Genomic DNA, 12680 nt, shown 5'->3' on the forward strand with positions numbered 1-12680 from the left:
TAGATGAGAAGGAGTCGAGCTGAGAATGTCAAGTTTGAAAGAGGAGAAAAAAGGGTATTTTGGTGAGTTTGGTGGAAGTTTTGTTCCGGAAAACCTCCAAGTTGTGATGAATCAATTGGAGGAACAATTTGAAACATATAAAGATGATCCAGAATTTCAAGAAGAATACAAATTTTATTTAAGGGAGTATGTGGGAAGAGAAAATCCGCTCACATTTGCTAAAAATTTAACTGACCAACTTGGTGGGGCGAAAATATATTTAAAAAGAGAAGATCTTAATCATACAGGTTCACATAAAATTAACAATGTTTTAGGGCAGATTTTATTGGCGAAAAGAATGGGTGTTAAAAGGATTATTGCAGAAACAGGAGCTGGGCAGCACGGCGTTGCTACTGCAACTGTCTGCGCAATGTTTGGAATGGAATGTGTCATTTATATGGGGAAAGTCGATACAGAACGCCAGGCCCTCAATGTATTCCGAATGGAATTACTCGGTGCAAAGGTCGTTGCTGTTGACGAAGGGCAAGGACGGCTTAAGGATGCTGTTGATGCTGCTTTAAACGACCTCATTCAAAACTATGAAAATACCTTTTATTTATTAGGCTCAGCAGTGGGGCCGCATCCGTATCCATCAATTGTTAAACATTTCCAGTCTGTAATTAGTGAAGAATCAAAACGACAAATATTAGAAAAAGAGGGAAGACTTCCCACAGCGGTTATTGCTTGTACTGGTGGCGGAAGCAATGCAATCGGTGCGTTTGCTCATTATATTAATGAGCCTGATGTCCGTTTGATTGGAGTGGAGCCAGCTGAAGCGGCAACGATGTCAGAAGGTGTACCCGCTGTCATTCATGGTTTCAAATGCTTAACATTATTGGATGAAGAAGGAAATCCGAAGCCGACGTATTCAATTGCAGCTGGTTTGGATTATCCTGGTGTAGGTCCAGAACACAGTCACTTGAAGGTAAGTGGAAGAGCGGAGTATGTAAAAGCAACTGGGAAAGAGGCATTGGAAGCTTTTCAATTGCTTTCTCGAACGGAAGGAATTATTCCAGCTCTTGAAAGTTCCCACGCTGTTGCTCATGCAGTGAAGTTGGCCAAAGAGCTCTCACAAGATGATTTGATTATTGTAAATGTATCTGGCCGTGGGGACAAAGATGTTGAGCAAGTATTTAAGATGATAAAAGGACAATAGGTTTTTTACGAGCGAAGCAATTGATGAACACTTCTGATTCACGTTTTAAAGAACGAGCAACTCGTAGCCAATCACAATCAAGATAAAGGCAATAAAAAAACGTAGAGAGAACCGAAATTCTTTCTACGTTTTTTTTAATTTTGAAGGGTTATTTACTTTATACAGCACTTGTTCAGTTACAATAAACTCTTCATCAATTTCTTTTCCTTTTGCTAATTTCTTTTTAACGATTTTTCCGTCAAATTCTAGCTGATCCCCGGTAGAAAGTTCGAATTTTTTTAATGTTTTGGAATGGGCGCACCACGCAAGTCCAATTTCGATAGGGTTCTCTTGCTCAATCATAACGTTCTCTAAAACAATTACTTCATCATTACTTTCATTAAAATGATTCCAAGTTAAAGCAAATTGTTTCACTGTAGCAGTAAAATGTACTTTGTCTTCAGGTAATTCTAGCTTTGCGGTCTTTTCATTCTTTTTTTTAGTTGATTTTTCTTGTACTGGTGGCTTTATTGTTTTTTCTTCGTTCATCATCATTGTCTGTTTTTTGGTCGTTGTCTGTGATGCATGATTAACAGTTGTGTTCGTGATAGAGACCTTTCCGAAGTTTGAGGATTGCATTTCCTTTAAAAATGCAGGATGTATGCAGCTGAGATTTCCATCTTGAAATTCAATAATGATAGTATTGAAATCGTCGGTTTCCCCGTATTCTTGATAACCTATAATAGAAACTGATCGCTGGTGATCCTTATCTTTATACCAGAATTGTTTTTTTGTGGTAGAGAATCCCCATGCTTTTACTTTTTCATTATAATGATGATCATCTGCAAATGTTTCATAATTTCCGACTGGGGGAATATAAATTGTTCGATTTAAATCTTCTATATGTGGCAGGTTAATCGCCATACATTCACTTCCTTTCTCAAACATTTTACCGAACAAATCTTTATATTTGAAGGTTTTAGTAATTATTGCTTAGAATATACTCATTAATAATTAAGAAATTAAAGGAGTTTTTAGATGAAAACATACAAAACTAGAAATGAAGTACCCGTTGAAGAGAAATGGAATTTAGCCGATATATACGCAAATCTTCCCCAATGGGAAGAGGATTATAACCGGATTGAAAAAATGGCTGAAGAAATTAAGCAATATGATGGCAATATCTCTAATGGTTTAAGTTTATTTCAGTATTTAAAGTTAAGAGAAGACTTATCCTTTTTATTTGGAAAGCTCTACGCCTACGCGATGCTAAAAGTAGATGAAAACACAAGAGAGACAGAATCACAAGCCTACTTGGACAGAGCCAAGCAGCTAAGCGTTAAAATCAATTCATCGACCTCTTTTTTTATGCCTTTTTTATTAAGTTTAACGGAAGAAACACTCAAAGATTATATAGCGTCTGAGGAGAGGTTAAAATATTTTGAGGAAGATTTAATCGATTCCTTTCGTTACAAGCCACATGTATTAAACAAAGAGCAAGAAGCCGTTTTATCACAGTTAGGTGAGGCGCTTTCTGCACCGAGTAACACCTTTGGAATGATTAATAATGCCGATATCAAATTTGGAGACGTGACTGATGAAGCTGGAAAGAAAGTAGAACTTACCCGTGGGATGTACTCAAAACTTATTGAAGATGAGGACCGTGGAAAACGGAGAGAAGCGTATAAAGCATATTATCAACCATATATTCAATTGAAGAACACAATCGCTTCAACGTTATCGGCTACGATAAAAAATAATGTGACAACGGCAAGAATTCGCCAATATCCTTCGGCTTTAGAAAAAGGCCTTTTTGGCGACAAAGTTCCAAAGGAAGTATATGAAAATTTAATTCAAACAACAAAAGAAAACATCAACTCCATGCATCAATACACGAGGATTCGAAAAGCAAAGCTTGGCCTTGATGATCTGCGTCAATATGATTTAACTGTGCCATTAGTAAGCGGAGTAAAGCAAGAAATCACTTATGAAGAAGCATATGAAACAATGTGTGATGCATTATCTCCGTTAGGGAATGAATATATTGAGATTTTAAAAACGTTTAAAAGGGAGAAATATCTTGATGTTCGTGAGACTCCTGGTAAACGATCAGGTGCCTATAATTTAGGAGTATATGGAGTTCACCCTTATATTTTGTTAAATCATCAAGATGATCTTGACAGTCTGTTTACTTTGGTTCACGAGTGTGGACATGGTGTCCACAGCTGGTTGAGTTCAAAACATCAACCGCAAATTAGCGCTCGCTATAGTATCTTCGTAGCAGAAGTCGCTTCAACTGTAAATGAAGTGTTGTTAATCAATCATTTATTGAAGAATGAAAAAGATGAACAAATTCGAAAGTATCTTATCAATCACTGGATTGACCAATTTAAAGGAACTTTTTTTACGCAGGTGATGTTTGCTGAGTTTGAAAAGAAGATACATGAAATGGCTGAAAAAGGGTTGCCACTAAATGTTGAAGTTTTTAGTAAAACGTATGAAGAACTTTTTAGAGAGTATAATGGCGAGGAAATAGTCTTTGATAATGAGGTGAAATTTGGCTGGTCAAGGATTCCGCATTTCTACCGTCCTTTTTATGTGTATAAATATGCAACTGGTTATGCTTCTGCCATTCATTTAGCGACGAAGATCCTTGAGCGGGATGAACAGACATTAACTTCCTATCTTGAATTTTTAAAAAGTGGAAGCGCTGATTATCCGCTCAACCTATTAAAAAAGACCGGTGTGGATTTGACATCAAGAGAGCCAATTGAAAATGCACTGAAACGTTTTTCCCAGCTTGTTGAAGAATTTTCAAATCTGTAATGAGGAAAACGAATCTACTGTTTGGTAGGTTCGTTTTTTATGTAAACAAGATAAAAATATTATTCTGTTATTATTTAATCGTTGTCTTGTTTTTTCAATCCATGGATTAACATTGTTTCATATTAATTCTTACAATCCTGTTATAATTTCTTTCTGTGTATTGCAGAATAAACATTGTTTCTGTTAGAGTTATAAGGTCAGCTATGGAAAGTTGTGGTATACGTATGAGAGAACAGAGAGGAACATTGGATGAAAAGAGTATCAAATGTATTTTGGATTTCCGTTTCGATTGTGTTAGCAGCAGTAATATTCGGTGTAGCAGCACCTGCAAGTTTTGAAGAAGCGACTGGAAATTTACAAGCATTCTTTACATCAGCTTTTGGTTGGTATTATTTAATATTAGTTACCATTATTGTGGTCTTTTGTATTTTTCTTATTTTCAGCCCTGTTGGTGCGATCACATTAGGGAAACCGGGAGAAAAGCCAGAATTCTCGAAAGTATCTTGGTTTGCGATGTTATTTAGTGCCGGAATGGGGATTGGGCTTGTCTTTTGGGGAGCAGCAGAACCACTCTCGCACTTTATTGACCCGCCGTTATCAGAGGGTGGAACAAACGCTGCTCATAAAGAGGCAATGAGGTATACGTTTTTTCATTGGGGAATTCATGCATGGGCAATTTATGCAGTTGTTGCACTTGCTTTAGCCTATTTCCAATTTCGTAAAGGGGAACCTGGTTTAATTTCTGCTACATTAAAACCAGTTCTAGGCAAAAGCATGGATGGGTGGTTAGGGACATTTGTTGATGTTTTTGCTGTTTTTGCAACTGTAATTGGAGTCGCTACAACCTTAGGTTTCGGTGCCGCTCAAATTAATGGTGGCTTATCGTATTTATTAGGAATCCCAAATAATTTTGCTGTGCAATTTATCATTGTAGCCATTGTTACGGTCTTATTCATGATTTCAGCATCTACTGGATTAGGAAAAGGTATTAAATTTTTAAGCAATGCAAATATGATTTTAGCGATAGCATTAGTTATCCTAATGTTTATTGTTGGTCCTACGATTTTAATTTTGAATATGTTTACAGATACCATTGGAGGGTATATTCAAAATATTATACAGATGAGTTTTCGGATTGCTCCATTAAATGAAGAACATCGCGCGTGGATTAATAGTTGGACCATTTTCTATTGGGCATGGTGGATTTCATGGTCACCATTTGTCGGCCTTTTTATCGCACGTGTTTCTAGAGGGAGAACGATTCGGGAGTTTTTAATTGGGGTCTTACTGCTACCCTCACTAGTCAGCTTTTTCTGGTTTGCAGTATTTGGTAATTCAGCAATTTCAGTTCAAACTTTAGGCAACTTAGATGTAAGTCAATTTGCGACAGAAGAGGTTTTATTTGCTGTCTTTAGTCAATTTCCGATGTCAACACTATTATCAATCGTAGCATTAGTTCTTGTAAGTACCTTTTTTATTACATCTGCCGATTCTGCAACATTTGTACTTGGGATGCAAACCACTCATGGTTCATTGACTCCTCCCAATCGGGTGAAATTTACTTGGGGGATTGCACAATCAGCAGTTGCTTTAATTCTCTTATATAGTGGAGGTTTACAAGGGCTTCAAAATGCATTAATCACTGCAGCTTTACCATTTTCATTTATCATGGTGCTAATGATGATTTCGTTGTATCGCTCGCTAACAAAAGAGAAAAAGGAACTTGGCTTATATCACAAGCCAAAACCACAGAAAAATCAGATGGATCGGAAAAAGATATGAATTTGGCTAAAAAAACACGCCCGAAAAAAAGGGCGTGTTCGTTTTATAAAAGGTTGATTACACATCAATCGCGCGGCCGATTAATTGAATATCTTTATATATTTTTTCTTTTAATTTTGGATCTTCGCAATTATTATATTCAGTAAATAGTTGGCCAAGTTTCTCAATTAACGTCAGAATCTCTAAATTACTCATGGTTCCCTCCTCAATATAAGGGAAGTATAAGGCTTTCCAGATACCAATTATATATTGAGATCCTTGATGCTCGTTTCAAATAGCTGCTCAAAGGGATTAGCCTTTCTTCATAATCGGTAGCTGGCTAGCGTGGTATCTTATACTTTAGCCCCTATAGCTTTGCGTCTCCACTTTTCAATGGATTTGCCTTTATCAATAATGTTTTTTTAAATTTTATCACTTAAAGTTATTTTTATCCAGTAAAAAGTTTATAAAAGATTTATAATACAAGAATGAATGAAGTGATGGAAATGTCATTTATCACAGCTATTCTTTATGAACAATTTATGAAGATTAAACACACCTCCTTTACATACTATAGAGGGGTATGGTAGTATCCTTTTGAGGAGGTGGTGTAATGGAAATCATGGATTCTAAAATCGTTCCAGAGAAATGTAATGATCATTGTATTTCTAATGATTCTGCTCGGAAAAGCCATCATTCTGATAAACTAAAAGCCAACATGATTACAAGGTTAAATCGTATTGAAGGGCAAATTCGAGGAATAAAAGGAATGATTGAAAAGGATACTTATTGTGATGATGTCATTACACAAATTTCCGCAACACAAGCAGCTCTAAATAGTGTCGCAAAAATTTTATTAGAAGGACATATGAAAAGTTGTGTCGTTGAACGTATTCAGGATGGCGACGATGAAATTGTCGATGAATTGCTTGTCACCATTCAAAGGTTAATGAAAAAATAAGGATTGAGAGGAGTTTGCGTTATGGAAAAAGTAACATTAAATGTAAGCGGAATGTCATGCGGACATTGTGTAAAAGCAGTAGAAGGCAGTGTTGGTGCATTGGAAGGGATTAACGGCGTAAAAGTAAATCTTGAATTTAAAACAGTTGAAGTGGAGTTTAACAACGCAATTGTATCATTAGAAAAAATTAAAGAAACCATTGATGATCAAGGATACGATGTTGCCTAATAAAAAGATAAATACGTGCTAATTCGTTTAGCACGTTATTTTTCATTAAAATACATACCCTATACAGGTATTGGGGGTGCCAGCATGAGTAAAAAGATGAAAGAAACAACGATGCAAATTTCAGGAATGACATGCGCTGCCTGCGCGGTTAGGGTTGAAAAAGGATTAAAGAAAGTTGAGGGAGTCGAAGAGGCCAGTGTGAATTTAGCACTAGAACGGTCCTCGATCAAGTTTGATTCAGCTGTTACTACGGTACAGGCTCTTGAGAAAAAAGTAAAAGATTTAGGTTATGAAGTTGTTACTGAAAAAGCTGAATTCGATATCACCGGAATGACATGTGCGGCTTGTTCAACCAGAATTGAAAAAGGGCTAAATAAACTAGATGGTGTTTCAAATGCAAGTGTAAACCTTGCATTAGAAACAGCCAACATTGAATATAATTCTTCTGTTCTATCAAAAAATGATATTCTTAAAAAAATTGAAGCCCTCGGATATGGGGCGAGTTTAAAGGAAGACAATCAACAGGAGAAAACGGATATACGGCAACAGGAAATTGAACGGCAAACGGCTAAGTTTATTTTTTCTGCGATTTTATCATTTCCGTTGCTTTGGGCGATGGTAGGTCATTTTTCATTTACTTCTTTTATTTATGTTCCTAATATGTTTATGAATCCATGGGTACAACTCGCCTTAGCGACACCAGTACAATTTATCATTGGGAAACAATTTTATGTTGGTGCTTATAAAGCATTAAAAAATAAAAGTGCTAATATGGATGTGCTCGTGGCGATGGGTACCTCTGCGGCCTATTTTTACAGCCTTTATTTATCGTTTGCTTCTATTGGCCAAAATGTTCATATGGTCGAACTTTACTATGAAACGAGTGCGGTTCTGATCACACTCATTATTCTTGGAAAGCTATTTGAAGCTAGAGCAAAAGGTCGTTCTTCAGAAGCAATCAAAAAATTAATGGGATTACAAGCAAAAACGGCCACCATCGAAAGAAATGGAATCGAACAGGAAGTGCCTTTAGAAGATGTTGTCGTTGGTGATATTATTCATGTCAAACCGGGAGGAAAAATTCCAGTCGACGGAATGATCGTTCAAGGACAATCAGCTATTGACGAATCAATGCTGACAGGAGAAAGTGTGCCAATCGATAAAAGCATCGGCGATGATGTGATTGGTTCCACCATTAATAAAAATGGTTTTTTAAAAATTGAGGCGACAAAAGTCGGTAAGGATACGGCACTTAATCAAATCATCAAAGTAGTTGAAGAAGCTCAAGGCTCAAAAGCACCGATTCAACGAATGGCTGATCAAATTTCAGGTGTGTTTGTTCCGATAGTTGTGGGCATCGCGGTTTTAACTTTTATCATCTGGTATTTTGTTGCTATGCCAGGGGATTTTGCCGGAGCATTAGAAAAAACGATATCTGTACTCGTGATTGCTTGTCCATGTGCTCTTGGTCTTGCTACACCAACATCCATTATGGCTGGTTCTGGACGTGCAGCAGAATATGGAATCCTCTTTAAAGGGGGAGAACATTTAGAAGCCACACATCATATTACTTCTGTTCTATTAGATAAAACGGGAACGGTTACAAATGGAAAGCCCGTATTAACAGATGTAATTCCTTCAAGTTTTTCCGAAGACGAATTTCTTGTGTTTGTTGGCTCGGCTGAAAAACAATCAGAGCATCCGTTAGCGGAGGCGATCGTTTCGGGAATTAAAGAGAAAGGAATGGCCCTTAAAGAGGTTGCAGAATTTGACGCCATTCCTGGCTTTGGAATTCGGGCCGTGGTTGATGGTAAAGAGGTGTTAGTAGGAACAAGAAAACTAATGAAGAAATATGAGATTCCTATAAATGAAGCTTTAGAGAAAATGGATTCTCTTGAACGGGAAGGAAAGACAGCAATGATTGTAGCTATTGCTGGAACTTTTGCTGGTGTGGTCGCTGTTGCAGATACGATTAAGGATACGTCAAAAGAGGCCGTAAAACGCCTTAAAGACATGGGTTTAGAAGTCATTATGATCACTGGGGATAATCAACAAACAGCTAATGCGATTGCAAATGAAGCTGGTATTGACACTGTGATTGCTGAGGTCTTGCCAGAAGGAAAGGCAGAAGAGGTAAAGAAACTCCAGAATCAAGGAAAAAAAGTGGCGATGGTTGGAGATGGAATCAATGATGCGCCTGCACTCGCCGTTGCTGATATTGGTATGGCGATTGGGACTGGTACAGATGTTGCCATGGAAGCAGCTGACATCACACTTATACGTGGAGATTTAAACGGTATTGCTGATGCGATCTTTATGAGTAAGAAGACGATTCGGAATATTAAGCAAAACTTAGGTTGGGCTTTAGGCTATAATTCTTTAGGTATTCCAGTTGCAGCTATGGGATTCCTCGCACCGTGGTTAGCAGGAGCGGCAATGGCTTTTAGTTCCGTATCGGTAGTCTTAAATGCTCTAAGACTACAAAAAGTAAAACTGTAGAGGAGCTGGCTTGATGATTAAAAAGTGGACGATTGCAGGAATGATTTACTTGCTTGTAGTTATAGCAAGCTATGGAATTTATTCGACAGTTATTCAGCCTGATTCTACGCCTCCACATGAGGAAGTTGCTCATTAGAACAATTATAATGATTCTGAACTCGAGAGACCGCTCGAGTTCTTTTCTCTTTTGATGCCTCTCGTCTTAAGTACTTCCAATGGAGCAATCTTGCCATCCGTGTTTGCGATTGGGACGTCTGTACCAGTTTTTAGTTTTTGCGGGGATTATTTCTTATCTTGGGCTAGATGGGTCATTATTAAAGAAAAGTAGAAAACTAGGCAATACCATTCAAAAACTAGTAGCTTTTTCTTTTATTGCCATTGGTGTACTTGATACAATTACCTATTGGTTTTAATGAATCTATAAAAAATCTACACGATTCATTTCTCTATATGTTAAAATAAAAAACATGTGTGCTAGTTATTAATAATAAGGAGAGCTTTTATGGAGTTAAATTTACTAATCTTATTGAAATACTTGTTTTTAGGTTTATTGCAAGGTTTTACAGAACCTATTCCTATTTCTTCTAGTGGTCATCTTGTTCTCGCGCAATACTTTATGGGAATTGATACGGATAGTTTGTCTTTTGAACTTCTTGTCAATGCAGCCTCTCTTTTAGCTGTGCTTATTATTTATAAAGAAGATATTGTTCGTTTGGCAAAGAATGGTGTTTCATTCATTATCACGAGAAACCAAGAAAGCAAAGCGGATTTTATGTTCATTGTCTACTTAGTTGTTGCTACCATTCCTGCTGGTATAGTTGGCGTAGCATTGGGTGACGTGATCTCTGAAGCATTAAAAGGAGTACAAATTGTTGGGATTACATTAATAGTAACAGGTTTAGCTCTGTTTCTTATTCGTAATTTAAGAGGAAGAAAGCAAGACGGACAAATCACATTTAAAGATGCAGTGATTGTTGGGCTCGCTCAAGCTGTTGCGTTAATACCAGGAATTAGCCGTTCAGGAGCAACGATTGTCGCTTCTATGGGATTAGGGATGAAACAAGAAACAGCTCTCCGTTTTTCCTTTTTACTTTACATTCCGGTTAGTCTAGGGGGCACATTGCTAAGTATTACAGACTTAGCAAATGATCCAAACATAGGAGAATTAATGATTCCTTACTTGGTGGCTTTCATCGTGGCCTTCATTGCGTCTTATTTTTCTTTAAAATGGTTCATGGGAATTATGGCTAGAGGAAATCTGATTTACTTTAGTATTTATTGTTTTGTAGTTGGTGCTGCTGTTTTAATTTTCGCATAGCAACTAGGATAAAATAGATCATTGCATAATGTATTAGGGTAGCTCGAAAAAACACCTAAAAAGCTAACGAAAGAAACCACTTAACATTTAAGTGGTTTCTTTTTGTAAAGATTGTACATATTTTTGAACCATTTCATTGGTAACATATTTTCTTTTTGGTAGCATCCGTAGACCTAAAGAGTTCATCTTTTTGCTTACTTGGTTAATTTTATTAGTTGAAAATGGTTGACCTTGTTTGCATAATTTGATTGCTTCTTCAATATAAGTTTCACGCAATTGATCGAATTTTAAAAATTCCTGATATTCTTCATGCTGATTCTTTGCATGTTTAATTAAATCTTTATGAACACTCATTTTTGTGACTCCCCTAGAATAGTTTTTATCTAGTATATCATATACTAATGCCATGAATTATATAAATTAATTATCATTCTATTAATGAAGCACATTTAAAACATGGTATAATGTTAAATATGTTTTTAGCTATTAGAACCTAGTCATTAAAAATCGATAAGGGAGAGACACATGAAAAAACGAGTAGTCATCACAGGCCTAGGAACTGTTACACCGTTAGGAAACGATGTTTTTTCAACATGGGCGAATATTAAAAATGGAATTTCTGGAATTGGACCAATTACTAAGTTTAATACCGAGAAAACAAGCGTTAAAGTTGCTGGCGAGGTAAAAGACTTTTTACCTGAGGAATATATTGATAGCAAAGAAACGAGGAGGATGGGCCGCTTTACCCAGTTTGCTATTGCTGCAAGCAAGATGGCCCTTCAAGATGCAGAAATTGTTATCGGGGAGCATGTAGACCCAGAACGCGTTGGTGTGTGGATTGGTTCTGGGATTGGTGGTGTAGCAGAATTCGAAGAACAACACATTCGCTATTTTGAGAAAGGTCCTCGCCGAGTAAATCCTTTTACAATTCCAATGTTCATTCCAGATATGGCATCTGGTCGTGTATCGATTGAAACTGGTGCAAAAGGGATAAATAATTGTTCAGTAACTGCCTGTGCATCAGGAGCGAATTCAATTGGAGATGCATATAGAGTGATTCAAAACGGGGAAGTCGATCTGATGATTGCTGGTGGAACAGAAGCGGCGATTACTGGAATGACGGTTGCAGGGTTTACAAATATGACGGCTCTATCAACGAACCCAGATCCAAATTCTGCAAGCCGCCCATTTGATAAAAATCGAGATGGTTTTGTCATCGCTGAAGGTGCAGGTATTCTCATACTTGAGGAGCTTGATCACGCTCTTATGCGCGGGGCAAAAATTTATGCGGAGTTAGTTGGTTATGGAGCTACAGGAGATGCCCATCATATTACAACACCAGCACCTAATGGTGAAGGAGCACAACGAGCAATGAAATTAGCTCTTCGTGATGCAAATTTATCTGGTGAAGATGTAGATTATATTAATGCTCACGGGACTAGTACACCTTATAATGATTTATACGAAACCTTAGCAGTCAAAGAAGTATTTGCTGACCACGCTTATAAATTATCCATTAGTTCAACAAAATCAATGACTGGGCATTTACTAGGCGCTGCCGGAGCAATAGAAGCCATTTTTTCTGTTTTAGCGATTAAAGATGGAATCCTTCCGCCAACGATTAATTATGAAACATCTGATGAAGAATTAGATTTAGATTATGTTCCGAATATAGCGAGGAATAAGGAGATAAAGGTTGCTTTATCCAATTCATTAGGCTTTGGTGGTCATAATGCAACATTAATTTTTAAAAAGTTTAATAAGTAGACAAGAAAAAGAAAAATATCCATCCTATGAACAATAGGATGGATATTTTTGACTTGAAGCTCTGAAAACGTTGATTGCAGATTAACTGGCAGTAAGACCCCAACTTCAAGCTAACGAGTAAGGCTGAGTGAATGAGCCTTCTCTGA

13 protein-coding genes and 1 riboswitch are annotated in these 12680 nt (G+C 37.1%); of the genes, 10 read left to right on the forward strand and 3 right to left on the reverse strand.

The window, feature by feature from the left end; all coding sequences use genetic code 11:
* Positions 1–25: 25 nt before the first annotated feature.
* Positions 26–1195, forward strand: coding sequence for a tryptophan synthase subunit beta (gene trpB, locus GNT69_RS13640; RefSeq protein WP_203555536.1), 1170 nt, complete (start codon positions 26–28; stop codon positions 1193–1195).
* 123 nt (positions 1196–1318) lie between these two features.
* Here the strand turns inward: trpB and GNT69_RS13645 are convergent, their stop codons facing one another.
* Positions 1319–2098, reverse strand: coding sequence for a hypothetical protein (locus GNT69_RS13645; RefSeq protein ID WP_203555537.1), 780 nt, complete (start codon positions 2096–2098; stop codon positions 1319–1321).
* A gap of 114 nt (positions 2099–2212) precedes the next feature.
* On the opposite strand from GNT69_RS13645, the gene pepF reads away from it, so the two are divergent.
* Positions 2213–4000 carry an oligoendopeptidase F gene (gene pepF, locus GNT69_RS13650; RefSeq protein ID WP_203555538.1) on the forward strand — a complete coding sequence of 596 codons (1788 nt, stop codon included), beginning with the start codon at positions 2213–2215 and terminating at the stop codon, positions 3998–4000.
* A 249-nt stretch (positions 4001–4249) separates the two neighbouring features.
* Complete coding sequence (locus tag GNT69_RS13655) at positions 4250–5782, forward strand: glycine betaine uptake BCCT transporter (RefSeq protein WP_203555539.1); 1533 nt, start codon at positions 4250–4252, stop codon at positions 5780–5782.
* A 57-nt stretch (positions 5783–5839) separates the two neighbouring features.
* Here the strand turns inward: GNT69_RS13655 and GNT69_RS13660 are convergent, their stop codons facing one another.
* Positions 5840–5977, reverse strand: coding sequence for a hypothetical protein (locus GNT69_RS13660; RefSeq protein ID WP_203555540.1), 138 nt, complete (start codon positions 5975–5977; stop codon positions 5840–5842).
* 112 nt (positions 5978–6089) lie between these two features.
* Positions 6090–6175: riboswitch (cyclic di-GMP riboswitch) on the reverse strand.
* A gap of 208 nt (positions 6176–6383) precedes the next feature.
* Here GNT69_RS13660 and GNT69_RS13665 point away from each other — a divergent pair.
* From GNT69_RS13665 to GNT69_RS13685, 6 genes are all read left to right on the forward strand, one after another.
* Positions 6384–6722: a metal-sensitive transcriptional regulator gene (locus GNT69_RS13665; protein WP_239094253.1), complete on the forward strand. Its 339-nt coding sequence runs from the start codon at positions 6384–6386 to the stop codon at positions 6720–6722.
* Positions 6723–6743: 21 nt separating this feature from the next.
* Positions 6744–6950, forward strand: a complete 207-nt coding sequence (gene copZ, locus GNT69_RS13670) for a copper chaperone CopZ (RefSeq protein ID WP_203555542.1) — start codon at positions 6744–6746, stop codon at positions 6948–6950.
* A gap of 84 nt (positions 6951–7034) precedes the next feature.
* Positions 7035–9449, forward strand: a complete 2415-nt coding sequence (locus GNT69_RS13675) for a heavy metal translocating P-type ATPase (RefSeq protein WP_203555543.1) — start codon at positions 7035–7037, stop codon at positions 9447–9449.
* 13 nt (positions 9450–9462) lie between these two features.
* Positions 9463–9585, forward strand: coding sequence for a hypothetical protein (locus GNT69_RS25880; protein WP_275411218.1), 123 nt, complete (start codon positions 9463–9465; stop codon positions 9583–9585).
* Positions 9586–9694: 109 nt separating this feature from the next.
* On the forward strand, positions 9695–9862 hold the full coding sequence (locus GNT69_RS13680; RefSeq protein WP_203555544.1) for a hypothetical protein: 168 nt from the start codon (positions 9695–9697) through the stop codon (positions 9860–9862).
* 89 nt (positions 9863–9951) lie between these two features.
* Positions 9952–10767 carry an undecaprenyl-diphosphate phosphatase gene (locus GNT69_RS13685; protein WP_203555545.1) on the forward strand — a complete coding sequence of 272 codons (816 nt, stop codon included), beginning with the start codon at positions 9952–9954 and terminating at the stop codon, positions 10765–10767.
* A gap of 87 nt (positions 10768–10854) precedes the next feature.
* Here GNT69_RS13685 and GNT69_RS13690 read toward each other — a convergent pair whose 3' ends face one another.
* Positions 10855–11121 (reverse strand): DUF2533 family protein, encoded by a 267-nt coding sequence (locus tag GNT69_RS13690; protein WP_203555546.1) that lies wholly within the window; start codon positions 11119–11121, stop codon positions 10855–10857.
* Between the two features lie 171 nt (positions 11122–11292).
* On the opposite strand from GNT69_RS13690, the gene fabF reads away from it, so the two are divergent.
* The gene (fabF, locus tag GNT69_RS13695; RefSeq protein ID WP_203555547.1) at positions 11293–12534 is read left to right on the forward strand and encodes a beta-ketoacyl-ACP synthase II; all 1242 of its coding nucleotides are present in this window, start codon (positions 11293–11295) and stop codon (positions 12532–12534) included.
* Positions 12535–12680: the final 146 nt, after the last annotated feature.

The organism is Bacillus sp. B15-48 (assembly GCF_016879755.1).
Taxonomy (GTDB): Bacteria; Bacillota; Bacilli; order Bacillales; family Cytobacillaceae; genus Mesobacillus_B.